Source organism: Prosthecobacter sp., assembly GCF_020439865.1.
Classification (GTDB): Bacteria; Verrucomicrobiota; Verrucomicrobiia; order Verrucomicrobiales; family Verrucomicrobiaceae; genus Prosthecobacter.
Genome location: NZ_JAGRPF010000232.1, coordinates 1 through 23,405, shown reverse-complemented (window position 1 = coordinate 23,405; position 23,405 = coordinate 1). Strand labels below are relative to the sequence as shown.

Annotated in this window: 20 protein-coding genes; 11 read left to right on the top strand and 9 right to left on the bottom strand. The window is 60.6% G+C overall.

All coding sequences use genetic code 11. The annotated features are described in order from the left end of the window. The first annotated feature begins 9 nt into the window (after positions 1 to 9). A complete protein-coding gene (locus KDL09_RS24500) occupies positions 10 to 504 on the top strand; it encodes a thioredoxin family protein (RefSeq protein ID WP_294391344.1) in 495 nt (164 codons plus the stop codon). Positions 505 to 581: 77 nt separating this feature from the next. On the opposite strand, the gene KDL09_RS24495 is transcribed toward KDL09_RS24500, so the two are convergent. Together KDL09_RS24495 and KDL09_RS24490 are read right to left on the bottom strand one after the other, a co-directional pair. Then, the gene (locus KDL09_RS24495) at positions 582 to 956 is read right to left on the bottom strand and encodes a VOC family protein (RefSeq protein WP_294391340.1); all 375 of its coding nucleotides are present in this window, start codon (positions 954 to 956) and stop codon (positions 582 to 584) included. 141 nt (positions 957 to 1,097) lie between these two features. Beyond that, a complete protein-coding gene (locus KDL09_RS24490; protein ID WP_294391333.1) occupies positions 1,098 to 1,898 on the bottom strand; it encodes a class I SAM-dependent methyltransferase in 801 nt (266 codons plus the stop codon). A gap of 160 nt (positions 1,899 to 2,058) precedes the next feature. Here KDL09_RS24490 and KDL09_RS24485 point away from each other — a divergent pair, with 160 nt between their 5' ends. The 6 genes from KDL09_RS24485 (at position 2,059) to KDL09_RS24460 (ending at position 8,984) form a co-directional block, all read left to right on the top strand. After that, a complete protein-coding gene (locus tag KDL09_RS24485) occupies positions 2,059 to 4,479 on the top strand; it encodes a fused MFS/spermidine synthase (RefSeq protein WP_294391330.1) in 2,421 nt (806 codons plus the stop codon). Between the two features lie 64 nt (positions 4,480 to 4,543). Next, positions 4,544 to 5,041 (top strand): hypothetical protein, encoded by a 498-nt coding sequence (locus KDL09_RS24480; protein ID WP_294391326.1) that lies wholly within the window; start codon positions 4,544 to 4,546, stop codon positions 5,039 to 5,041. A 38-nt stretch (positions 5,042 to 5,079) separates the two neighbouring features. Continuing rightward, a complete protein-coding gene (locus tag KDL09_RS24475; RefSeq protein WP_294391325.1) occupies positions 5,080 to 6,675 on the top strand; it encodes a flippase activity-associated protein Agl23 in 1,596 nt (531 codons plus the stop codon). After that, a complete protein-coding gene (locus KDL09_RS24470; protein ID WP_294391323.1) occupies positions 6,672 to 7,538 on the top strand; it encodes an FAD:protein FMN transferase in 867 nt (288 codons plus the stop codon). Before KDL09_RS24475 ends, KDL09_RS24470 begins: the two co-directional genes overlap by 4 nt. 68 nt (positions 7,539 to 7,606) lie before the next feature. Next, positions 7,607 to 8,194 carry a DUF4256 domain-containing protein gene (locus KDL09_RS24465; protein WP_294391321.1) on the top strand — a complete coding sequence of 196 codons (588 nt, stop codon included), beginning with the start codon at positions 7,607 to 7,609 and terminating at the stop codon, positions 8,192 to 8,194. Positions 8,195 to 8,402: 208 nt separating this feature from the next. Further along, entirely contained in the window at positions 8,403 to 8,984 is a 582-nt protein-coding gene (locus KDL09_RS24460; protein WP_294391319.1) for a hypothetical protein, read from the top strand. A gap of 115 nt (positions 8,985 to 9,099) precedes the next feature. Here the strand turns inward: KDL09_RS24460 and KDL09_RS24455 are convergent, their stop codons facing one another. The 3 genes from KDL09_RS24455 to KDL09_RS24445 form a co-directional block, all read right to left on the bottom strand. After that, positions 9,100 to 11,637: a tetratricopeptide repeat protein gene (locus KDL09_RS24455; protein ID WP_294391316.1), complete on the bottom strand. Its 2,538-nt coding sequence runs from the start codon at positions 11,635 to 11,637 to the stop codon at positions 9,100 to 9,102. A gap of 74 nt (positions 11,638 to 11,711) precedes the next feature. After that, a complete protein-coding gene (locus KDL09_RS24450; protein WP_294391313.1) occupies positions 11,712 to 13,010 on the bottom strand; it encodes a DUF1501 domain-containing protein in 1,299 nt (432 codons plus the stop codon). A 24-nt stretch (positions 13,011 to 13,034) separates the two neighbouring features. After that, entirely contained in the window at positions 13,035 to 15,218 is a 2,184-nt protein-coding gene (locus KDL09_RS24445) for a DUF1549 domain-containing protein (RefSeq protein ID WP_294391311.1), read from the bottom strand. A 184-nt stretch (positions 15,219 to 15,402) separates the two neighbouring features. On the opposite strand from KDL09_RS24445, the gene KDL09_RS24440 reads away from it, so the two are divergent. Both KDL09_RS24440 and KDL09_RS24435 read left to right on the top strand, forming a co-directional pair. Then, complete coding sequence (locus KDL09_RS24440) at positions 15,403 to 18,135, top strand: zinc-dependent metalloprotease (protein WP_294391308.1); 2,733 nt, start codon at positions 15,403 to 15,405, stop codon at positions 18,133 to 18,135. A 44-nt stretch (positions 18,136 to 18,179) separates the two neighbouring features. Then, positions 18,180 to 19,508 carry a carbon-nitrogen hydrolase family protein gene (locus KDL09_RS24435; protein WP_294391305.1) on the top strand — a complete coding sequence of 443 codons (1,329 nt, stop codon included), beginning with the start codon at positions 18,180 to 18,182 and terminating at the stop codon, positions 19,506 to 19,508. A 3-nt stretch (positions 19,509 to 19,511) separates the two neighbouring features. On the opposite strand, the gene KDL09_RS24430 is transcribed toward KDL09_RS24435, so the two are convergent. The 3 genes from KDL09_RS24430 to KDL09_RS24420 all read right to left on the bottom strand — a co-directional run bounded on the left by KDL09_RS24430 (position 19,512) and on the right by KDL09_RS24420 (position 21,929). Then, on the bottom strand, positions 19,512 to 19,973 hold the full coding sequence (locus KDL09_RS24430; protein WP_294391303.1) for a CYTH domain-containing protein: 462 nt from the start codon (positions 19,971 to 19,973) through the stop codon (positions 19,512 to 19,514). 3 nt (positions 19,974 to 19,976) lie between these two features. Further along, the gene (locus KDL09_RS24425; protein WP_294391296.1) at positions 19,977 to 20,807 is read right to left on the bottom strand and encodes a cyclase family protein; all 831 of its coding nucleotides are present in this window, start codon (positions 20,805 to 20,807) and stop codon (positions 19,977 to 19,979) included. A 66-nt stretch (positions 20,808 to 20,873) separates the two neighbouring features. Continuing rightward, positions 20,874 to 21,929, bottom strand: coding sequence for an ROK family protein (locus KDL09_RS24420; RefSeq protein ID WP_294391293.1), 1,056 nt, complete (start codon positions 21,927 to 21,929; stop codon positions 20,874 to 20,876). Positions 21,930 to 22,051: 122 nt separating this feature from the next. Between KDL09_RS24420 and KDL09_RS24415 the strand changes: the two genes are divergently transcribed. Continuing rightward, positions 22,052 to 22,576: a hypothetical protein gene (locus tag KDL09_RS24415; RefSeq protein WP_294391291.1), complete on the top strand. Its 525-nt coding sequence runs from the start codon at positions 22,052 to 22,054 to the stop codon at positions 22,574 to 22,576. Between the two features lie 203 nt (positions 22,577 to 22,779). Then, complete coding sequence (locus tag KDL09_RS24410) at positions 22,780 to 23,004, top strand: hypothetical protein (RefSeq protein ID WP_294391287.1); 225 nt, start codon at positions 22,780 to 22,782, stop codon at positions 23,002 to 23,004. Between the two features lie 67 nt (positions 23,005 to 23,071). Here the strand turns inward: KDL09_RS24410 and KDL09_RS24405 are convergent. Next, positions 23,072 to 23,405: hypothetical protein (locus KDL09_RS24405; RefSeq protein WP_294391284.1), on the bottom strand; the 334-nt coding region annotated here is incomplete at its 5' end.

Here is a 23,405-nt window from a genome sequence, read left to right as displayed (position 1 = left end):
ACCCGATTCATGAAATACCGCATCTTTCCGCCGTTGCTGGGTCTTTGCTCCCTGCTCGTTTTTGCCAACTGGTGGCTCAATGCTCCAGCGGCTGAGTCTCCGACACGCGCCGTACTTTACGACGAGTCCGCCGACGGCGCCAAGCAGATCGCCGCGGCGCTCGTGGTCGCGAAGCAGGAGCACAAGCATGTCCTCCTCCAGTTCGGCGCGAACTGGTGCGGCTGGTGCCACCGCCTGCACCACCTCTTTGACACGAATCCCGACATCGCCGCAAAGCTCAAGAGCAGCTACGTCGTCGTCCTTCTCGATGTGAATGGAGAGCACAACCAGGACATCGACGCCAAATATGGAAACCCTGTCCAGTACGGCCTGCCCGCACTCGTCGTGTTGAACGCCGACGGTCGCCAGCTCACCATTCAAGACACCGAACAGCTCGAGGAAGGCGACCACCACAATCCGGAAAAAGTGAAGGCTTTTCTAGATCGCTGGGCACCAAAAAAGTGATTGTTGGTTCGCCGGATTCGCTCAGTTCCAACGGCAGACACAGCCATGAATGAGAGCCCCCTGGGACTCTGTCATGATCATTCTCTTTTTGGAGTAGAACAAAACCAGATCTTGTTTCCCTCGCTGTCGAGGAAGGCCCCAACCGGAGTGCCATCATAGAGAGTCACAGGATCGGAGATCGTAACGCCCCGCTCCTTCAAAGCCGCTTCAGTGGCAAAGGCATCCTGCGTTTCGACGGTAATCCGGGGATTCAATTGGTCCGACGGACTGGCGTACCACTCCGCCTGCGATTTCAGCATCACAATCGCATCCCCAATCAAATAGGCGGATTCCATGTGATGAATGGTGTCCGGCGGAAGCGCCAGCGTTTCGCCATAAAAGCGGTTGGCCCGCTCCAGATCAGCCACGGCCAGGGCGATCCCCTTCACTCGTACGAAGTTCAAATCACTCATGGCAGCATGGGTACGGGCCGCAGATTGCCGTGTCAAGGTGGCTGCACCGCACGATCGGAGCGCGACACGCAGAGCACTTCCCATCTCCCAAAAGATGTTCCAACGGTCACGCCGCATCAGCGAGGCTGAGTTCGGCAGAACTCAACGCTTCTCCCACAGCAGCGCCAGAAACAGTGGAAACTCCTTCCGTGCGCGATTCTCGGCACGCGCACGCGGACCGGGCTGGCTCTCCTTGTGGGAATACCATTCCTCGATGCCGGCAAGTCGGAGTCCGGCGCTGAAACCTGTGCCGGTGAGAGTTTGCAGGCTGCGGTGGAAGGAGGTGGTGCTTTCACTGTCCGCTTTGCCGGGATGCATGACGATTGGGATGCTGAGCGTGCTGCTATAGGCGTCCGTGCGGCGGTATTGAATCTTGCGCGGCTCGTCGTGGCCCCAGCTCGACTGGCGCGGGATGCGAAAGGCGGGATGATTGACAACCCAAAGCATGCGACCGCCGGGCTTGAGCACTTTCGCTGCGGCTGCTGCCACGACGTCGAGGTGCTCCATGTTTTGCACGCAGAGGATGGCGGAAGCGGCGTCGAACTCGCCGAGGTCTTCGATCTGCGCCGCATCGCGTGCGAGGTAGCGCACAGGCGGCTTCACGGGATAGGTCCGCGCCTTTTGAATCAAAGTCGGTGCGGCATCCACGCCGGTCACCTGGCAACCGGCCTGCGCAAGCGCGCGGCAGAACACGCCCTGTCCGCAGCCGAGATCGAGCACGCGCTCGCCGCGCTTCGGCGCGAGCAGTTTGAGCGCGCCGGGAATGACGACGGCCTGATAGAGCTCCGATCCGCGCTCGCCGATGATGCGGTCGTACCAGTCGGCGGATTTCTCCCACGAGGTGCCGTGCTCACGCGGTGGTGAGGACCGGGGGCGAAACGGGCGGCGTGGGGGCTGGGGCATGCGGCATGATGTCGCACAAGGAGGCGTAGGAGCAAGAAGGCCCTGACGGAATGACAAAATCAAAACGATGAACCCGAATTCCGCGCCCGGCCTCCCTCTTGCATCCTTTTTACTTCCCAAAAAGAAACCATTGTGTGAGCGTGCACTTTCATCCCGACCCATGTCCTCCTCCCCATCCCGTGTCGTTCCCGGTCTGATCCTTGCGGCACTGAGCCTGCTTAGCGCCTTCCTGCTGTTTCAGGTGCAGCCGATCATCAGCAAGTTCATCCTGCCATGGTTCGGCGGCAGTCCCGGGGTCTGGACGACTTGCATGCTGTTCTTCCAGGTGGTGCTGTTTGCAGGCTATGCGTATGCCCACGCTTTGACCCTGCTGCCACGCCGCTGGCAGGGCATTCTCCATGGCCTGCTGCTGGGAGCCGCCATCGCCATGCTTCCGATCGCACCTGGCGAGGCGTGGAAGCCCACCGGCAACGAAGATCCGGCCTTTCGCATCCTTCTCCTGCTGCTGGCGAGCGTGGGACTGCCCTACTTCGTGCTCTCCAGCACAAGCCCGCTCGTCCAGGTGTGGTTCACGCGCACCAGTGGCGGCGCAAGTCCATGGCGGCTGTATGCGCTCTCCAACATCGGTTCGCTGGCCGCGCTGCTGAGCTACCCACTGTTCTTTGAGGTGCATTGGGACGTGGTGGAACAGACGACCCTCTGGGCCGTGGGCTTCGGCGCCTTCGTCATCCTTTCCCTCGCCGGCGTGTGGATGGACCGCCATCACGCGATTGCAGCGGAGGCCAAACCGCCAGAGGTGATCGACAAGGCGGCCGATCATCCCGGCTGGTTGCGCCGCATCCTTTGGGTGCTGCTGCCCGCGCTGGCGAGCTGCGTGCTGCTGGCGGCCACGAATCACGTCTGCCAGGACGTGGCGGTGATTCCCTTCCTGTGGGTGGTGCCGCTGAGCCTCTACCTGCTGACCTTCATCATCTGCTTCGAACACGAACGCTGGTATGCGAAAATCTGCGCCTTGTGGGCGCTGCTGGCCCTGCCCGTCCTTTTCATCACCTGCACAGCGGACCGCCTGCAGAAGCAGCCGTTCTGGACCAAGTTCGAAAAGATGATGCACACCAACGTGGAGCCCTGGGTGACAAAGCTCACAGGGCAAACGGTCCATCTGAGCAACATCGACCTCACGCCGAATTTCATCTGGGAACTCGGCTGGGCCTTTGGCGCGATGTTTCTGGCCTGCATGCTCTGCCACGGAGAACTCACCCGGCTGAAACCAGCACCGCGAAGGCTCACGGAATTCTACCTGCTCATGTCCGCCGGTGGAGCGCTTGGAGGTTTGTTCGTGAGCCTGGGAGCACCGCGTGTTTTCACCACCTTTGCCGAGTGGCCGCTCAGCCTCATCGCGGTGGGCCTGCTGGCCTGCATCATTCTCCTTCGCTCCGTATTGAAAGCGAAACGCGTGTGGGAGTGGCTGCTTCTCCTCGTCGTCGCCCCGGTGACTTGTTTCGCAGCTTGGATGCTGATTCAAAACGGCATCCTCACTCAGGAGGCGCTGGAGAAGAAGGTGAAGCCGGATCTCATGCCACCGGCGGCCATGATCTACGGCGTGCTCATCGGCATCGGCATCTGCCTGCTCGTTCTAGTCTGGCGCATCATCCGGCGCGGCTTCATGCGCCCGGCACTGTTCACCCTCACGATGCTGGGCATGCTGTTCACCTTCGTCGTATTCCTGATGTGTGACCTCGGCTTCAAGCACGACGACAAGCTCGAACGCGTGCGCAACTTCTACGGCATGCTTTCAGTCACCGAGGACTATGACAGCGGTCTGGACATGAAGTACCGCCAGCTCAGCAACGGCGGCATCATTCACGGCATGCAGAATCTCGGCGCAGCCCTGCGCGAGGAGCCCACGACCTACTACGGCCATCACACAGGCATCGGCAAGGCGCTGGACAGCATCAAAGACCGACCCGGCGCTCGAATTGGTGTCGTCGGCATGGGGGCTGGCACAGTCTCCTGCTACGCTCAAAACGGCCAGACGCTCCGCTTCTACGACATCAACCCGGACGTGGTGCGCATCGCCAAAAAGTACTTCACCTACCTCGAAGACGCCGAGAAACGCGGGGCAAAGATCGAGATCGTCACCTCGGATGCACGTCTGGCGCTCGATGCGGAAAAGTCGCAGCAGTTTGATGTCCTCCTGCTGGATGCCTTCAGCGGCGACTCCGTGCCCGTCCATCTGCTGACAAAGGAGGCCTTCGCCATCTATGACCGTCACATGAAGCCGGACGGCATCATCGCCGTGCATGTCACCAACAGTTATCTCGTGCTTGCCCCGGTGATCGAAAAAATCGCCGCCCAAGGCGGATTCAAAACCACCCGGATCGCCACTGAAGCCTCCGGTGATGATGATTCGACCGACTACATCCTCGTCACGCGCAACGAAGCTTTCCTCAAAGCCACGCCGCCTGAACTGGTCGGTAACGAGATCGAATTGAAGCACGACGTCCGTCTCTGGACCGACCGCTATCACAACCTGCTGCGCATTCTCGACATCCCGCAAAACACCAAGGAGTCCGAAGAATAGGCCGCGAAGGGCGAACAGTCGATTTGCGAACGCCCGCGAACGCGCCAAACTCGCGCGAATCGCGATGATTTCTCTCGATCCAGTCCCCACGCCGCAGCAGCTTTTCCGCTGGCTGGACAGCGGCCGCATCACCCGTGAGGAGTTCCGCGCGGCGATGGCGGTGCATGCCGGCGAGATCATCCAGGAAATGGAGCAGGCGCACTCAAATCCGCTGGTGGCCAAGTTCAACGAGCTCATGAACCGCCGCGAGGCCTGGAAGTGGTCGCGCAGGCACGGCGAACTGCTGATGCGCGAAATTCTGTGCGCGCTGATGGACGAAGAGCGCTTCGCACCGGCACGCTGGTTGTGGAATGCGGCGCACCCTCACATTCCGCTCCACTGCTTCTTCCGCGTTCGCGGCACGCCGCTGCTTCGCTTCCTCGAAATGAAGGTGCAGCCGCAGAATGTCACCGTTGTCATCGAACACGGCGGCAGCGACACGCTGCCACCGACACGCGAGCAGTTCTTTCTCCGCCGCAACCGCCAGCGCATGCTGCTGGTGGAACGCCGTGATCTGTTGTAAGCCCGATTGTTCTTCTGATCTCGCCTTAGTCGTCCGAAATGCCCCCGCCCCCTAAAAACTCTCTCAGCCTGTTTGGCCTGACCCTCTTCACGATCATCTCGCTCGCCCTCGGCGCCTACTATCGTTTCCCGTCCCTCGGCGAACGGCCGATGCACACAGATGAAGCCATCCTCGCGATGAAGTCCGCCGAGTTTCAGGCGACCGGTCATTTTCAATACGACCCCAAGGATTTCCACGGACCCGGCCTGCACTACATCACACGCGTCTGGGCCAGACTCGCCGGATGGGGGGACTCCTCGACGTGGACCGAAGCCCAGCTCCGCACCGTGCCGGTGATCTGCGGCCTTCTTCTCCTGCTCTCGACCTTGCTCCTGCGTGACGCATTAGGCCGTTACGCCGCCGGTCTCGCGATGCTGCTTATCTCCATCTCACCGATGATGGTCTATTACTCGCGCTACTTCATCATGGAGGTGCCGCTGGTGCTGTTCATCACGCTCAGCATCGCCGCGCTGTGGCGCTATTCTCAAGGTGGTGGCCGCTGGTGGCTCGTCGTTGCCGGATTCTCGCTCGGCATGCAGCATGCAACGAAGGAGACCTTTGCGATCAATGTCGTCGCCGGTGTCATCGGCTTTGTCGTCGCCAGGTTGACGATCGGTGATTTCGCGCCCCGCCGCAGCGGTTTCGACATCGGCCTCAACAAAAGCCGCGCTTCAAAGCCGTGGCTGTGGGTCATCATCGTCGCCATCGCGACAAGCATCGCGATCTACTCCGGCGGATTCAAAGACTGGCAGGCCGTGAAAGACAGCGCCCTGACCTACCTGAACTACCTCGAGCGCTCCGGCGGCAGCGGTCATGAGAAACCCTGGCACTACTACCTGACGCTCATCTTCTGGCGCAAAGACGGCCTCGTCTGGAGCGAGGCCATGATCGGAGGGCTCGGCATCATCGGCATGCTCTACTCCTTTTTGGGCAATCATCAGAAGCACCCGACGCGGCAGCCCTTCCTCGTGTTTCTCTCCGTTTACACCCTGGTGCTTTTCGCCGTCTACTCCTTCCTCGCCTACAAGACACCGTGGTCCATCCTCAGCGCCCAGCATGCGCTCACGCTCCTCGCCGGAGTCGGCGCTGCCGCGATCTCCCGTGCGCTCACCGGCAGGATCCCCCGCCTCGCTTTCAGGATCGCTTTCGGCATCGGCCTCTACCACCTCATCGCGCAGACGAACATCGCCATTCACAATTACGCCGCCGACTCGCGCAATCCCTACGTCTATTCGCACACCTCCACCAACCTCATGCGCCTCCGCCCGCAATTGCGCGAGTTGCAGAAGATCGCGCCGGACGACAACTTCAACGTGCTCGTCGTCAACCGTGACGCCGGCTGGCCGCTGCCTTGGTATTGGCGCGACATCAAGACCGTCCGCTATGAGTCAACCCTGCCGGAAACTCTTGATGCACGCGTCATCGTCGCGGAAACCGACATGACACCCGCCGTCGAGGCCAAGTTCGACGGCAAAACCTATTTCAAGCAGGGTCCCTTCGGCCTGCGCCCCGGCGTTCTTCTCAACATGTGGGTCGAGCAGTCGTTGTGGGACCGTTACAAACTGCGCAAAGAGCAGGAAGCCACCGCACCGTGAGCGAGTCCGCCCCCCAGCACCATCGCTTCACCTGCAATGCGATGGCCACCACCTTCGACGTCGTCATCAATCATGAGGACGCCGATGAAACCTATGCCGCGCAGGCTGCACAGGCCGTGTTTCAAGAGATCGCCCGACTCGAAGACGAACTCAGCCGCTTTCGCGCCAGCAGCGACATCTACCGCCTCGGCCAGCTCAAGGCCGGTGAGAGCATCCTTGTCGGCATGGCCGCGTGGGACTGCCTTGCCCTCGCCAAAGCCATGCATGAAGAAACGCAGGGTGCCTTCGACATCACCATCGGCCCCTTGATGAATCTGTTCGTCACACGCGAAGGCGAGCCACGCCAGGTCAGCAAAGAGGTCATTGATCAGGCGCGTCAGATCATCGGCAGCCATCGCTTCGAACTCGAGGAGGAAACCATGCGCGTCACCGTGCACGCCTCAAACATGATCTTCGACCTGGGTGCCATGGGAAAAGGCTACGCGCTCGATCAATGCGCCGACCTGCTGCTGGATTGGAAGGTCAACAATTTCATCCTCAACGCAGGTGACAGCACCGTGCTCGCCCAAGGAGCACCGAGCGGCAAAGAGGCCTGGAGCATCACGCTAGGTGGCGGGGAAAAACGCATCCCGCTCAATCATCGCGCTGTCAGCGGTTCCGGCTTTGCCGTCAAAGGCGCCCACATCATGAACCCGCGCCTGTTCCAACCTGTCCCGCTCAAAAACCGCCGCACCTACGCCCTAGCTCCCACCGCCGCGTTGTCGGACGCCCTTTCGACCGCCTTCATGGTCATGGAAAAAGAGGAGATCGACACACTGTGTTCGCGCTATGCAGGCGTCGAGGCGCTGGAACTCGAGGCGTAGCGAAACTCGCCAGAGCACGGAGAAGTGATACGTTAAGGCAGGCGAGAACACCTTTCCACATCAGCGCAATGAAAAAGAAAACCTCCACGAATACCGGAGCCGAGAATGAACTGACAGCCGCACAACGCGATGAACTGCTCACCACCCTGAAAGCTCGCTTCGAGAAAAACATGGAGCGTCATGCGGGCCTCGACTGGGCCGGGGTCAAGGCACGTCTAGGGAAGAAAGCAGCCAAACTGTGGTCACTCCACCTCATGGAAAGCACAGGTGGCGAGCCGGATGTGGTTGGCCAGGATGCAAAGTCCGGCGAATACCTCTTTGTCGATTGCTCCGAACAGACACCCAACGGACGCACCAGCCTTTGCTACGACGATGAAGCGCTAGAATCGCGGAAGGAACACAAGCCGAAAGACAGCGCCGTCGGCATGGCCACCGCCATGAGTGTCGAGCTTCTGACGGAGGAGGAATACCATGCGTTGCAGAAGCTGGGCGAGTTCGACACGAAACGTTCGAGCTGGCTAAAAACTCCCGCCGACATCCGTAAACTCGGCGGCGCGATCTGGGGCGGCCGCAGCTACGGCCGCGTCTTCATCGGGTGCAACGGCGCGGAGTCCTACTACAGCAGCCGCGCCTTCCGTGGCTCGCTGAGGGTCTGAGCTGCCTCTCCATCCTGTCTTGCGTGTGTGATGATGTCCGTCAATCATTTCAGCAGATGATGACGCGCCGATGCGTCATCATCGACAATTCTGTCGCCCATCTCCGGAATGTGCGTCAAAAGCAACACCCATGAAGTAGAAAGTCCGTTGGTACTCGACAGAATTGTTTCTCATCAACTAGTTAGGCCAAGGAACAGTGCCACCCACTATGCAGCTACCTCACATCCTTACACCTGTGCTGCTTGTAGCCTCCGTTATCCTTGCGAGCGACCCAGGGCCGACCTTTGCCGACCGAGTGAAGAAGGTTCTGGCAAGTGACTGGACCGAGATGACCGTCTCTACCGCGCTGGTCACAGACTACGGTGCAGTGATTGGCATTGCGATACACCTGCGACGAGATGTGGTCACAAAGCCACCTTTAGCCGCAGATCCCACAGCCGCCAAACAGCACGAGAGGTTGTCTGATGCAGACTGGAAACTACTTTCCGACGCCATCCAAGATGCAGCCAGAACCACCTTTGAGCATAAGTATCCGCTCGAGATTTATGACTCACTACCACGAGAGAAGGCCGAGGAGTTGCTAAAGAGCGGGAAGGTGAAGATTGAGCCGACTGATGTCGAGGTCTTTCATCTGACGGCAAAAACGTCAAAGGGAGAAGTGAGTTTGGATGAGAGCGGCCCCTATCAGCCGTTGGACCGAGTAATTGGGCAACTGTTGAAGACAAAGACACGGGAATTGAAGGCGACTGAAGTGAAGACCATCCTGGGCAGGAATCCATATGAGGAGTAGTAAACCAGTCAAAACGAGGCCAAACAAAACGGATGCAGGCAACGGTTCGAATGGCATCTGTCGTGTCATCGACGCCTCCCGCTCGCCGTCGGCTGATCCGAGACGTTAAACTTCCTCACCTCCATTCCCGCAGCATCGCCAACCCTTCGCGATTGCGTGGAGCCAAAGCGAGTGAATCGAGCAGGTGGCGCTTCGCGGCGGTGGCATCGGATTCGCGGAGCAACTGGGCGAGCTTGAAATGGGTCTGTGCGGCGCTGCCGGGATCGAGGATGAGCAGATGTTCGCAGGCGGCGATGGCGGCGGCGTTGTCCTTCAGGGCCATGCTGGCGTCGGCGAGCGCCTTTTGCGGTGTCACCAAAAACGGATTCAGCGCGGTGGCACGTTGCGCGTTGGTTCGCAGTTCCGCCCATCGCTGTTTCGGCGCGTCCAGTTCGATCAAACGCAGGAAGGCGCTTTGTGCGCCGGAGGAATGCGCTGCGATCTTCCTCAGCACTCCCACTTCATCATCCTCGCGCTTCATCTGGCGCAGCGCCATCACCTTGAGGCTGTAGCCGCTCTCGGCGCTGTAATCCTCGGGCAGCAATTGGATCAGAATGTCGGCCGTTTTGATCACCTCCGGCCAGTTTTTCTGCTCGATCATCTCGCCTGCAAACTTGCGGATGGCGGTGAGATTGTTCGGATGCTTCTTCACGTAGTCGGCAAACGAGCCTTCTGCGAATGGGTTCAGTTCCTCCGGCTTCGGTTCCTCCCAGTCGGCCTTGGCACCAAAACCGAGCGCACGGCCCTTGATGAACTTGGCGAAGTCCTCCTCGATCTTCTCCATGTCACCCGCATTGGCGGCGATCGCGTCGTTGATGCGTTTCCCTGCGGCGAGATCGCGCAGGATGCCCTGGAACTTTTCTTTGCCGAACTTCTCCAGCAGATACTCGACGGCCTGGCTCGACTCGAAGTAGGCGAACATGAGATGATCCTGCGTCTCCGGATTCATGAACGCTCCGCTCAAGCGCGACATCGGTGTCAGCGTCTCCTCATCGAGCACCATCTCGCGAAACGTCGCATCCATCGGCATGCCCCACGCGGGATCGCGCTGCCGCTCCTCATAAACGCTGATGCCCTCGCTCAGCCAGCGCGGCATCTTGTTCTTCGTGACGGTGAGCGTGATGACGTGGCAGAACTCATGCCATAGCGTGCTCTCCCAGTTGTTGCGGCCATGCGCGAGGCTGCCGGGACTGTTCATCGTCACCACCGTGCCAAAGCACACGCCCAACATCCCCTGCCCGCCCAGCGCGCCGAACGTGCGGATGGCAAAGTCCTGCTGAGCGCCGAAAAACTCGACCAGCACCGGGCGCTTCAAATCGAGCCCATATTTCGCGCTCAGGATCGTCTTCGCCTCGCGCAGCAGGGCCAGCGCACGCTCGCCATAGATCGGCCAGTCACGCTTCGGCATCTTCAACACGAAGTCGTCAAAGGTCTTCGTGATATAGCCGCCCATCTCCTTCTCGAGCAGGCCGAGATTGTGCGCCTGAATGTTATAGCCGTCCTCCTGACGGATAGCCGCCGCCAGTTTCCATGCTTCATCTTCTTCGCCCAAACGCAGCAGGTCATGACAAAGCTGCACCTTGGCCGGCAGATACTTTGGATCAAACTCGAGGGCCTTGCGCTGATGTGACGCGCTCTCCGCGAAACGATAAGCCCGCGACAAACAGCGCCCGATCGTGTGATCCACCTCGGGATTCTTCTTCCAACGCTCGAGCGCTGCGTCACGCGCGCCACTCATCTTCTTCTCATCCGCATAGAAGAGATGCGCCACCACGGCCCGCAATGACCAGGCGAGCGGGTTTTGTTCGTCAAAGTCGAGCACCTGCTGCACCGCAGCCTCTGCCTCGACAAATTTCTCTCCGCCAATCAGCAGTTCCGCTCGCAGCAGGTGCGACGCCTTGTGATTCGGATTCAATTCCAACGCCTTCTTGAGGTTCTCCACCGCCTTTTCGCGATCGCTTGATCCAAACGCTTTCGCCAGTCCGAAGCGCAGATCAGCCGTCTCGCCATGAGCCTTCAATCCGGCTCGGAACACATCCGCTGCACGTTTCGCATCGTCCTTTTCGAGCGCCAGATGTCCTTCCGCCAGATACGCCACCTCCAGCTTCGCATCCTTGCCCTGCGCCACCTTGAAATACTGGGAGGTGACCTTCTGCGCATCCGCACCGAGCACCAGCGCCGCACGCCCCAGCATCACCGTTTCCATCGCAGTCCGGTCCTTGGCCGACTTCGCCTTGGCGGCCTCGTTCAGGCCTTTCAGCGCTTCCGCAACAATGTCCGAGCTGCCCATCATCTTTGCGAAGTCATGGCGTAGCATCAGAATCTCGAAGTGCCCGGGAAACAGCGTCAGGGCCTTGGCTGTTTCTTCCAGCGCTGTTTCGACCTGCCCCATCTCTACCAGCGCCTTCAGCCGCAGGATGCGCCACTCCGGCGACTTCAGCCCCTTCTCCGCCGCCGCCTCGCCGATGCGCGCGACGAGTTCGTAATCACCACGCGCCAGCAGATCCCCCACCGGCCCGAGGTTGCGCTCTTCAAAGATCTTTTCGAGGTCGATCTGCTGTCCCCAAACGACGGTGGTGGCGAAAAGGAGCAGGACCGCGAGAAACGTACGCATGGCTTCAAATCGTGTTCAAACACACGCTTCTCGCACGAGTTGTGCCGTTTGGCCGAACCCTGTGACTGTTTGAATCAACCAAACAGGTTGGTAAGCGGCTGGCCCTTGTCGGTAACGGTGAACGGACGCTTCGTGCTGCTGTAGAGCACAAGGTCGAGCGGCAGGCCGAGGGCGTAGGCGATCGTGGCGTTGAAGTCGGGCACGCTGACTTTGTTCTCGGTGACTTCGATGCCTTTGTCCGTCTTGCCGTAGACCTGACCGCCGGCGATGCCACCGCCCCAGAGGACGGAGCTGAAGGCCTTCGGGTAATGGTCACGGCCGTCGTTCTGATTGATCTTCGGTGTGCGTCCGAATTCGGAGGTGAGAACGACGAGCGTATCGTCGAGCATTCCGCGGCGGTCGAGGTCGGCGAGGAGCGCGCCGAGAGCCTGGTCGAGATCCGCAGCACGCTCCGGCAGGCGGGCGTAGATGTCCTGATGCATGTCCCAGCCGCCGAGGGTGACTTCCACGAACCGAACGCCGTGCTCGAGCAGGCGGCGGGCCAGCAGGCAGCCTTGGGCGAAGTTGCCGTCGCCGTAGGTCGCATGTGCTTCAGGAGATTCTTTGGAAAGGTCGAAGGCGTCGAGGTCTTCGCTCTTCATGACCTTGATGGCGTCCTTGTAGACTTCCGAGTAGGCTTTGACGCCGTTGTAGTTGTAGGTCTGGCGGAAAGACTGGTCGAGCTTCGCGGAAAGGCCGAGCCGGTAGTCGAAATCGGCATCGCTCAAGTCCGCAGGCTTGTGGCTGTTTTGCAGCCCCTTCGCAGGATCGTTGAGGATAAGCGGCTGGCAGGCAGCTTCAAAGAAGCCGCCACCGGGATGCTTGCTGTCACCCGTGATGATGACGGAGCCCGGAAGGTCGGCGTTGCCCTTGCCTTGGAACTTCTGCAACCACGCGCCCATCGACGGATGCCGCGTGGCGCCACGCATGGTGTAGCTGGTGTGCTGGAAGTAGTTGCCCTGCGCATGCGCGCCCTGAGTGGAGCTGAGCGAATTGATGATGGCGCCGCGATGCATCATCTTCGCGGTGTTGGGCAGGTATTCACTGATCTGCACGCCGTCGGCGGAAGTCTTGATGGCCTTCGTGCTGCCCATGGTGTCGGCACCCGGCACGACCCCGAAGGTGTCGAGGTGCGTCATGCCACCGGACATGTACAAATAGATGACGCGTTTCGCGGTGGCGGCCTGTTTGGCTTTCGATGCACCTTCAAACGGAGCGGCAAAGCCACGCGGTGCGAGGGCGCTCATCACGGAGACGCCGAGACAGGTCTTGGCGATGTTTTTGGCGAAGTCGCGGCGGGAGAGTTCGTCGCAGGAGTTGAGGAGAGCTTTCATGGGAATGGAGGCGGAGGGTTTTGATTACTGGACGAAAAGGAACTGGCTGCCGGTGATGAGGGCGTGGGTGACATCGGCCACCGCCTTGTCGCCACGCTCACGGGCGACTTGATCGAGAATGGCCTTCTCATCGCCGTTCGGCTGGCGTCCGAGGAAGGCGAGGTAGATCGTTTCGAGCTTCTGCGGCGTGGTCTGCGCTTTGGCGAGCTCCTGATTGAGCTGCGACGTGGGGCTATTGAGGATGTCGGCCACGGGACCGTTCAAGAGGGACAGAGCCTGCGGCACCGAGGCTTCATCGGAGGCGTTCTGGATGAGTTCGCGATCGCTCTGCCCGAAGGTGCGAAGGAAGGTGCCAGGGCGTGCTGGGCTGGGCTGCTCGCTGGCACGGGTGGCGAGGTTCACATCCTTGCTGCCGGCTCCTTTCTGGAGGCTTTTGATGAACTCCTTGCGCTGTTCCGGGGTCATGCTGGCCATTTGCTTGCGGTCGAGTTGCGGACGCTTCGTCTGCTGCGCAGGCTTCGGCGCGTTGTAGCCGCGGCGAAGATCGTTGGCGCGGTCCTCGCCGACGAGGGCGACCAGAAAGTCGCGCTCGGTTTCCTTGCGGAGTTGCTGGGCCTCGCGGGCGAGCTTCTTGGCCATCTCGGCGGTGTCGCCACCTTTATCTTTGGCAGCGGCCATCTGCGCCTTCATTTCATCGAGCTTCTTCTGATTCGCCGCGAGCTTGTCGGCATTCAGATTCGCGATCTCGACCAATCCCGTCGGACCCTTTTCCTTGATGGTGCCGAGGAACATGGACAGGTCGTTGAGGTACTGGTGCAGGCGCTCGTTCTCCGCATCGACGGCGTCATCGACATTGCCGCGAGTGAGCGTCACCAGCGAATCCCAGATCTGCTCGGCGCTCATGCGGCGCAGGACCGGGCCGGTGAAGTGATAGGTTTCACCCAGCGGCACTTCTTCGGTGGTCGCGGCACGTTGATAAGCGTCGGTGTTGTAAAGCACGCGCAAGAAGGACTTGAGCGAGTATTTTTTCTCCACCATCAGCGCGGTGAGGTAGTCCATCAGCGCCGGATTGCTGGCGACCGTGCTGTCAGTGATTTCATCCACCGGTTCGATCAAACCGATGCCAAAAGCCTTCTTCCACATGCGATTGGCGATGACGGTGGTGAAGCGCGGGTTCTCGGGGCTGGTCATCCAGTTGGCGAACGACTGCAAGGTGCTCTCACCTTCCTTCTTCACCGCCTCAGGTCCGAACATGGCCTTCGGCTCCACCTTGTCGCCGGGTTTGGCGTCGCTGTATTTGTAGTCATGCGGCAGCGTGGGAAGTTTGCCCTCCTGCCACTCGGCGCTGGTGTAGCGCAGGGGCTTCATGACGTCCTGCATCGCCTGCCTCACCTTCTGCATGTCTTCGCGGCTGATGGAGGCGGTCTCCGTTTCCTTGGCGGCACTTTTGCGATCCGCCTGCATTTTGGCCATGTAGGCTTTGCGCTCTTTCGGCGTCATGCTGGCGAGGAGCTTCTTGTCGAACTCCTGCCTCGGTTTTTCCGTCTTCGGATTGAAGCCCTTGCTGCGGGTGTCCATGCCGTAGGTGAAGGCGGCCATGTGGTAGTAGTCCATCTGCGTCCACTTGTCGAAGGGGTGGTCATGGCACTGGGCGCATACGATGCTGGTGCCGAGGAAGACCTGCACGGTGTAGGCCAGATGATCGAGTTTGTTCTCGTCCCGCTGCCAGAAGCCGATGCTGCCGCTGTCCCACACGCCGCCGTCGGTGGTGAGGAGGTTGCGGACGAACTGGTCGTAGGGGGCGTTGTCCTTGATCTGCTTCTTGAGCCACTCCTCGTAGGCCTCGGCGGCGAGGCGGCCTTTGACGTTGTCCGAGAGGCGCAGGATGTCGGCCCAGTAGTTGAACATGTGGCTGGTGTAGCCATCCGAGGCGAGCAGCGTCTCGATGAGCTTGGCGCGCTTCTGCGGATCGGAAGATTTCAGGTAGGCCTGGGATTCTTCGACGGTCGGGATTCGTCCGGCGATGTCGAGATACAGGCGGCGCACCAGCACTTCATCGGAAGCCGGTGGATTTGGCTTCAAGCCGGCTTTTTCCCAGTCTTTGGCCAGGAGTTGGTCGATCTTCTGACTCTCGGGCAACGAAGCGGCGCTGAGGCAGCCGATGCCAAGAGTAACGAAGAGCGCTGAGGTGAGGAGGGGCGCGTTCATGATGGGGGTGAGGGGGTGTTTCAGTGGGCGAAACGTTGGCTTTCAACTCTTCTTAGCGGAATTTGTTTCTCGCCAACCTGACGGGCCACGGACCACGGGACCTTCACCTCAACAAACTTACACAAGGAAGTGCATCCTGAACCGTTGTTCGTTACACTCCACGCTGATCCAACCTAATATCGCCATGCGCATCTGCCTTGCCTTGATCCATCTCCTCGCCATTACGGCCCTCTACGCGGCCCCAGAGCCGAAGCCTGAGCCTAAACCAGCGCCGGCCAAGCCAGAGCCAGCCAAACCCGAACCAAGCAAGCCGGAACCCAAACCCGAGCCACAGCGCGATCCGAAGCCGGAACCTAAACCCGACCCGGCAAAGCCTGCTCCGGCCAAACCGCAGCCTTCTCCTGCCCCGGCTCCCTCGAATCCCCCTTCAACCCCTGCGCCAACTTCTACCACGCCCCCGAATACCACGACATCCAAACCCGCCGAGGAAAAACCCAAGCGCAAGAGCGTCGCTGAGTTCACCAAGGACTTCCGCCGCGTGGACGGCCTGTTCCGCACGTACTTCGACCCGGAAAAGGGCGGGCTCTGGATGTACGTCGCCAAAAACCAGATCGGCCCCGAGTTCATCTACTTCAATCACAGCGTCGACGGTCCCGTGGGCGCCGGACACAATCGCGGCCGCTACGGCGACTCGCTCGTCTTCCGGTTCGCGCGCATCTTTGACCGCATCGAACTCGTCGAGCAGAACACGAAGCTCTATTTCGACCCGCAAAGCCCGCTCGCCCGCGCCGAGAACGCCAACACTAGCAACGCGATTCTCGCCAGCGAGGGCATCCTGGCCGAAGACGCCGAGGGCTACCTGATTCCCGCTGTAAACCTGTTCATGCGCGAAAACCTCGCTCAGGTGAAGTTTGGCAACAGCGGTGGTGACAGGGCAGTGCTTGGGAAGCTCTCCGAGTCAAAGTCCAAATGGCTGCACATTCACGGCTATCCAAAGAACACGGCCATCACCGTCGAGTACGTGTTTGAAAACCCCACGCCCTCGTGGCGTTCCGACGCCGACGTGGCCAATCCGCGCTACATCAGCGTTAAGATGCAGCACACGCTCATCGCGATGCCGGAGAGCGACTACAAGCCGCGCCTCGACGATCCGCGCATCGGATACTTCACCCACCAGATCACCGACATGACCAGCGTCGATCCGGCGCCGTTTCGCGACGTCATCCACCGCTGGCGTTTGGTGAAACAGAAGCCCGGCACCAAGCTCAGCGAACCTGTGGAGCCAATCGTCTTCTGGATCGAAAACACCACGCCCGTCGAGTTCCGCGACACCATCCGTGCGGCGGTACTCAAATGGAACGAGGCCTACGAAACGGCAGGCTTCAAAGACGCCGTCGTCGTGAAGCAACAGCCCGACGACGCCAAGTGGGATGCAGGTGACATCGAGCACAACGTGCTGCGCTGGACGAGCAGCGTGAACCCTCCCTTCGGCGGCTACGGCCCCAGCTTTGCCAATCCCCGCACCGGCGAAATCCTCGGCGCGGACATCATGCTGGAGTACAGCTTCATCACCAAGCGCCTGCTGACCAAGAAGCTCTTCGAAGACCTCGGCACGGCGAGTGAGGATTCCGCCAATCCAATGCCTTTCGATCCGCACGCCTGCGAGGCCTGTGGTTCAGCGCGTCAGGGGCTCATGTTTGGCCAGACCATGCTGCGTCTGCAAAAGAGCGACCGCATCGAGGTGGACCGCCTCATCAAAGAATCGCTCTACTACCTCTGTCTGCACGAGGTCGGCCACACGCTGGGCTTAAACCACAACTTCCGCTCCAGCCAGCTTCACAGCCTCGCAGACATCCACAATGCCGCCATCACCGAGAAGGTCGGCCTCACCGGTTCCGTCATGGATTACCCGCCGGTCAATGTCGCGCCAAAGGGCGTGAAGCAGGGCCAGTATTTCACCACCAAACCCGGACCTTATGACCACTGGGCCATCAACTACGGTTACAGCGAAGCTTTGGAAGATCCGGTCGGGGAACAGAAGCGCCTCGACGAAATCGCCGGCCAGTCGCACAAACCGGAACTCGCCTTCGCCAACGATGCCGATGACATGCGCATGTCCGGCAAGGCCATCGATCCCCGCGCGATGCTCTATGACATGAGCAGCGATTCCATCGGCTACGCCGAGCAGCGCTGCGCGCTCATCAGCACCGAGATTGGCAACATCCTCAAGGACGTGTCCGATCCCGGCAAAAGCTGGCAGGAAGTCGCACAGGCCTTCGGATCGTTGACCAAAGAGGCCGGCAGCTCTCTCAACGCCGTGTCGCGCTACGTCGGTGGTGTCTATGTCGAACGTGCTGTCCAAGGACAGGCACCGGACATAGCGCCGTTCAAACCCGTCGAGGCCGCGAAACAGCGTCAGGCGCTCGCCGTGCTGGCAAAGTACGCGTTTGCCCCCGATGCGCTCGCCGCGCCGCCTGAACTCTATTCGCACCTTCAGTTGCAACGCCGCGGTTTCGATCATCGAGACGAAGGCGAGGATCCAAAGCTCCACGATCGTGTCTTCACGATTCAGCGTAGCCTGTTGGATCACCTTCTGCACTCCCACACCCTTCGCCGCATCATGGACAGCAACTTGTACGGCAACGAAATCGGCCTGGACGAGGTCTTCAACAACCTGACCACCGCGATCTTCATCGGCGATGATCCCGCCAAACCCATCAGCACCATGCGGCAGAATCTCCAGCTTCTTTACCTCAACTGCCTGCTCAACATCACTCACAACAGCAGCTACTACCACGCCATCCAAAGCAGCGCGTTGTTCCAAATCGAACGCATCCGCGCCCTGACATTCCCGACCACGCCGGCCCATCAGCTTGCGATCAAATATCGCATCCGCCGCGGGCTGGATGAGAAGTGAGGCAGGATTGAGCGATTCACGCCCGCGTGAACGTACACGTGGGCATGAAAGCGCTTGCTTCCCTGCTCTGCCTCTTCGCCACAGCCTCTCAGGCGGCCTTGTCCGACGAATGGACGTTCTGGTCCCCGCGTGAAGAGGCGGCGCCGAAGTCTGTCGTCAGTTCGAAGGGCGGACACGATGGGCATGGCTCGCTGGTGCTCGAAACCGGCAAAGGCGAACAATGGATCGGCTGCTGGACGCGCACGCTGCCGGTCGAAGGCGGAAAGCACTACCAGTTCAGCGCGTGGAAGAAAGCCAGCACCATGCCTGTCGAACGACGCAGCGTGTATGCACGGGTCATCTGGCAGGATGCGAACGGTAAGTCCGTGACCTGGGAGGAGCCCGCGAAGCAGGGATACGCCAAAGGGACAGCGCCGCGTGCCGAACCGGAGTATCCGCACATGCCGGAAGGGAAAACGAATCAGTGGATGCACTGCGAAAGCGTCCTTCGTGCCCCGACGAATGCGAAGCAGGCAAAGATCGAACTCTACCTGCAGTGGGCGGCCAACGCCCGTGTCGAATGGAGCGATGTGGCGCTCACTTCCATCCCCGCACCCGCACCGCGCAAGGTCCGCCTCGCCACGATTCATCTGCAGCCGAAGGACGGCAAGAATCCGTCTGACAAACCGCCGCAGTATGCGCCGCTCATCGCCGAAGCCGCGAAGCAGAAGGCGGACTTCGTTGTTCTCGGCGAAACGCTCACCTACTATGGCACCGGCAAAAAGATGGAGGAATGCGCCGAGTCCGTTCCCGGGCCGAGCACCGAGTACTTCGGAGAACTCGCCAAGAAGCACGACCTCTACATCGTCGCCGGCCTCGTCGAACGTGAAGGCAAAACGCTCTACAACACCGCCGCCCTTCTCGGACCCGACGGCCGCCTCGTCGGCAAATATCGCAAAGTCAGTCTTCCGCGCAGCGAGATCGAAGCCGGCATCACGCCCGGTCACGATTACCCCGTGTTCGACACCCGCTTTGGCAAGGTCGGCATGATGGTCTGCTACGACGGTTTCTTCCCCGAAGTCGCACGTGCCCTCACCGTCAAAGGCGCCGAAGTCATCGCCTGGCCCGTCTGGGGCTGCAATCCTCTCCTCGCCAAAGCACGCGCCTGTGAGAACCATGTTTACATCGTCAGCAGCACCTACACGGACGCTTCGAAGTACGAGTGGATGATCTCCGGCATCTTCGACCACTATGGCGATGTCCTCGCCCAGGCCACCGCATGGGGTTCCGTCGCCGTCGCCGAAGTCGATCTCAACGAGCCCTCCCACTGGAACAGTCTCGGCGACTTCAAAGCGCAGATCCCCAGCCACCGCCCGCCCGCGTTGAAGGAGTAGTCCTCACCACGTGGTGAAAGGCTCTGCCGAGAGCCGCGAGTTCGTGTAGCGCAGATCGTGGGAAACCTCCTCACCGATCCACTCCGGCAGCGTAAACGGAGTGTCTTCGGCGGGCAGTTCGATCTCTGCCACGATGAGTCCGTCATTCGCACCGTGGAAGACATCCACCTCCCACAGCATGCCGTCGTGCATCACCTCATGGCGGGTCTTGTCGATCACCGGTTGAAAGCAGAGCGCCATCAGATCACGCGCCTGCTCCAGCGTGATGGGAAACTCGATCTCCGTGCGAGAGATGCCCGTGCGCCGGCTCTTCACCGTCATGAACGCCCCCTCACCCGCGATGCGCACGCGCACCGTGCGATCCGGATCACGTGAGAGATAGCCCTGCGTCAGGCGACGTCCTTCGCTCTCCGGCCTCCACGCGCCGGGTTTGAGGAGGTATTTGCGTTCGATCTCGGTGGCCATGACTCAGTGTTTCTCCGGCACCCATGCGACGATGCGCAGCGGTGCGCCGCTGCCGTCCTTGATCTTCATCGGCAGCGCCATCACGAACGCGCCCGTCGCCGGGAGTTCGTCCATCGCTCCCACGTTTTCAAAGGCGGGGATGTTCTTCCCCAGCAGGATGCGATGGCTCTCGAACAGCGTGGACTGGCCGTAGTCGATGCTCGCCGTGTCGAGTCCAACAGCCTTGATCTTGCGTTCCGCCACGAGCCAGCGCGCGGCGTCCGGATGCAGGCCGGGGAAGTGCAGATTCGCCACCGCCTCCGCGCCGCGTTGATCCGTGCCGAGATACTTCTTCGCATCCGGCCAGTATTGGGCAAAGCCCGTGCGCAGCAGCAAGATGGCGTCGTCAGGGATGCGCCCGTGCTTCTTTTCCCACTCATCCAGATCGGCCACGCTCACGAGATAGTCGGCGTTCGCCGCCGCCTTCGACGAGACATCCACCACGGCCGCCGCGCCGATGAACTGTTCGATGGGCATCTGGTCCACGGTCTTCCCCTTCTCGGCGAAATGAATCGGAGCATCGAGATGCGTGCCTCCGTGCTCGGAGGCACGGTAGCGGTTCGCCGCATAGAAGTAACCACGATCGGTAAACGCGTGGGACTCCACTTCGAGTTCAAACCGCTGCGCCGTTGGCCAGTAGAGCGACTTCGAGGAGAACTCGTGCGTGAGATCGATCCACCGCCCTCCGGCAAAGGGAGAAACCTCTGCGGCAGGCGGCGCCGCCTTGGCAGGATCGAAGATCCAGGCGAGTGAAACGAGAGCGAGAAGACCGAGGGGAAAGAGAATCGCTTTCATGCCCGGGTTCTAACCGAGTTCCGCCTCCTTTTCCACGACGTATTGAGCAGGCGCGAGCTTACGAGCTCAGTCCTTCAGCGAATAAAGCGCGACGAGCGCGGCGCCGATGGACTGGGAGAGTTCGCCGAGCGTCGCAGGCACGAGCTTTAGTTCGGCGCGCTGCTTCGGAAACAAGTAGGGCAGCGCTGCGGCGCGGATGCCGCCGAGGTAGCGCTCGCGGAACTCGGGCGAGGTGCTGTCAGGATCCATCAGACCGCCGCCGATGACGACGATGCCGGGATCCAGCGCCATCGACAGATTCGCCACATGGATGCCGAGCGCGCGCGCCTGGATGTCGAAGATCTTGAGAGCGAGCTCGTCGCCCTTTTGCGCCAGACCGCGCAGGGAGAGGCCTTTGTTCTTCGGCGTTTCGGTGCTCGACGCGAGCGGATGTTCCGGATGCTTTGGCAGGAAGAACTCGAGGAACTGCGGCAGGCCGGAGATCGTGGAATAGGCTTCAATGCAGCCCCAGTCGCGACCACAGCCGCAGCGAAATGCCGGCACCTCATCGAGGCCATGACCGAGAAGATGACGCGGGATCGGCATGTGACCGCCTTCCATGCCGGCAAAGTGATCGCCAGTGAGCGGAAGGCCATTTGCATCCACGTAGGCCGCGCCCAGACCCGAACCCGGAGCGAGCAGAAGCACGGTGGCCTTCGTCTCGCCGCGCACTCGCGCCGCTTCGCCCACACCGCCGAGGTCGCCGTCGTTCCCCACGAAGAGCGGGATCTCACGGCCCGCCGCCTTCGCGATCGCCGCCGAGTAGTCGGCATGGAAATTCCAGCCGGTGAACGCATCGGGAAGGTTGGAGGACTTGTCGAGAATGCCGTATGCCTGATAAGGCCCCGGCAGTGCGAGACCTGCGGCGGCCACGCGGTCCCAGGTGAGGCCGTTGTCCTTCAGAAATCCTTCCGCACCTTCCACCCATCCCGCCACCACGGCCGCGGTGCCGTTCTGCGAGTTGGTCGAACTTTGACGGAGCTGGCGTGAGACAGGCTCGCCATTGGCAAAGACGCCGCCGGTTTTCGAAGTGGTGGCGCCGGAGTCGGTGCCGAGAAAGATGTCGCGGGTAACGGTGGGCATAATCGGGGGCCGGAAGTTGGAGAGCGAACCGGCTGTGGTCGAGAAGAATGCGTGCCGCTTTGCTTTGGTGAGCGCCGCTGCTTGGGCTTGTGGTTCACAGCACGCTCTCCAGAATCCGGCCCATGAAACACATCCTCCTTCTCCTGAACATCGCATTCCTCTCAGCCTGTCAGACCCCGGCGAATTATGAAGCGGGCAGTGTGGCCGAAGCCAGAGCCTATGCCAGAAGAGCGGTCGAACTGGGCGTCGCACACAAGGGCGGCGAGGAGGCGCTGGTGGCGGAAAAATCCCAGGGCAAGCCTTTGGAGAACAAGTGGAATCCCAAAAAGATCGACTCCTTCCTCAAACGCTATGCGGCCGATCATCCGCAGCTCGTGGCGATCAATCGCGCCGCCGACGCGGGGAAGATCAGTGAAAAAGAGCACGCGAGTCTGATCGTGGAGCTGAAACAGCTGGAGGAAGAGAGGGCTGCACGAGACCTGGCCGAGAGGCAGGCAGCAGCGGCCGCGCTCAATCAGACAGCCAACATGATGGACCAAGAGTCGTCGTTCCGGATGAACTCGGCCCTCATGCGGGCCTCGCCCTCCTCGTCGTCCTATTCAGGATTCGGTGGCGGATTTGGTGGCTTCAACGGCTACAATTACTGAGGTTGGGCTTTGAAGCCTGCCCTCAGAGCGATAGGCGGCGCACAATCATGAAAGGACCGGTTTCGGCCCTCCCGCGGCTCTCGCAGGAGAAGGTTGGATTCCACCCACCGCCCCTGTCACGCCTCACGCCCCCCCTCAGAAAACCTCACCCTCTCCGCGCGGTGATGCGTAACCTATGGAGGAACCATCAACCCCGAACGACGATGAAACGCGCACTTGCCTGCCTCAGTCTCGGTCTCCTGCTGGTGACCCTGACCTCCTGCTACCCCTACGGCGTCCCGCCCGGTCACGCCAAACGCTACGGTTACCATCCCGGCTGGAACTCTCCCGCAGGGCACCATCCGAACTGGTATAACCCCGCCAGCTCACACGGCATCAAGCCCAAGTACAAATCGACGCACTACGCGAGCAAGCACCATCACCACTAGGCCGCTGTCTCTCGTATGAATTCGCTCCTGCTGCGGACTCACCTCCGCGGCAGGAGTTTTTTGTTTTTCAGAGGCCAAGGAACGTCCGGCGGGTCTGGAAAACTCTTGCCTGCTGGGGGGAATCCAACGGGAGCCCCCGTGGAAAGCTCTTTTCCAAGGTCATCCGACCGATGGTTTGCTCCATCCGACCGGTAGTTTGCTCCATACGACCGGTAGTTTGCCCCATCCGACCGATGGTTTGCTCCATCCGACCAATGGTTTGCTCCATCCGACCAATGGTTTGCTCCATCCGACCAATGGTTTGCTCCATCCGACCGATGGTTTGCCCCATCCGACCAATGGTTTGCTCCATCCGACCGATGGTTTGCCCCATCCGACCAATGGTTTGCTCCATCCGACCG

Coding starts and splice junctions, on each gene's coding strand:
- KDL09_RS24500 (WP_294391344.1), top strand. CDS start 10: ATGAAATACCGCATCTTTCCGCCGTTGCTGGGTCTTTGCTCCCTGCTC.
- KDL09_RS24495 (WP_294391340.1), bottom strand. CDS start 956: ATGAGTGATTTGAACTTCGTACGAGTGAAGGGGATCGCCCTGGCCGTG.
- KDL09_RS24490 (WP_294391333.1), bottom strand. CDS start 1,898: ATGCCCCAGCCCCCACGCCGCCCGTTTCGCCCCCGGTCCTCACCACCG.
- KDL09_RS24485 (WP_294391330.1), top strand. CDS start 2,059: ATGTCCTCCTCCCCATCCCGTGTCGTTCCCGGTCTGATCCTTGCGGCA.
- KDL09_RS24480 (WP_294391326.1), top strand. CDS start 4,544: ATGATTTCTCTCGATCCAGTCCCCACGCCGCAGCAGCTTTTCCGCTGG.
- KDL09_RS24475 (WP_294391325.1), top strand. CDS start 5,080: ATGCCCCCGCCCCCTAAAAACTCTCTCAGCCTGTTTGGCCTGACCCTC.
- KDL09_RS24465 (WP_294391321.1), top strand. CDS start 7,607: ATGAAAAAGAAAACCTCCACGAATACCGGAGCCGAGAATGAACTGACA.
- KDL09_RS24460 (WP_294391319.1), top strand. CDS start 8,403: ATGCAGCTACCTCACATCCTTACACCTGTGCTGCTTGTAGCCTCCGTT.
- KDL09_RS24455 (WP_294391316.1), bottom strand. CDS start 11,637: ATGCGTACGTTTCTCGCGGTCCTGCTCCTTTTCGCCACCACCGTCGTT.
- KDL09_RS24450 (WP_294391313.1), bottom strand. CDS start 13,010: ATGAAAGCTCTCCTCAACTCCTGCGACGAACTCTCCCGCCGCGACTTC.
- KDL09_RS24445 (WP_294391311.1), bottom strand. CDS start 15,218: ATGAACGCGCCCCTCCTCACCTCAGCGCTCTTCGTTACTCTTGGCATC.
- KDL09_RS24440 (WP_294391308.1), top strand. CDS start 15,403: ATGCGCATCTGCCTTGCCTTGATCCATCTCCTCGCCATTACGGCCCTC.
- KDL09_RS24435 (WP_294391305.1), top strand. CDS start 18,180: ATGAAAGCGCTTGCTTCCCTGCTCTGCCTCTTCGCCACAGCCTCTCAG.
- KDL09_RS24430 (WP_294391303.1), bottom strand. CDS start 19,973: ATGGCCACCGAGATCGAACGCAAATACCTCCTCAAACCCGGCGCGTGG.
- KDL09_RS24425 (WP_294391296.1), bottom strand. CDS start 20,807: ATGAAAGCGATTCTCTTTCCCCTCGGTCTTCTCGCTCTCGTTTCACTC.
- KDL09_RS24420 (WP_294391293.1), bottom strand. CDS start 21,929: ATGCCCACCGTTACCCGCGACATCTTTCTCGGCACCGACTCCGGCGCC.
- KDL09_RS24415 (WP_294391291.1), top strand. CDS start 22,052: ATGAAACACATCCTCCTTCTCCTGAACATCGCATTCCTCTCAGCCTGT.
- KDL09_RS24410 (WP_294391287.1), top strand. CDS start 22,780: ATGAAACGCGCACTTGCCTGCCTCAGTCTCGGTCTCCTGCTGGTGACC.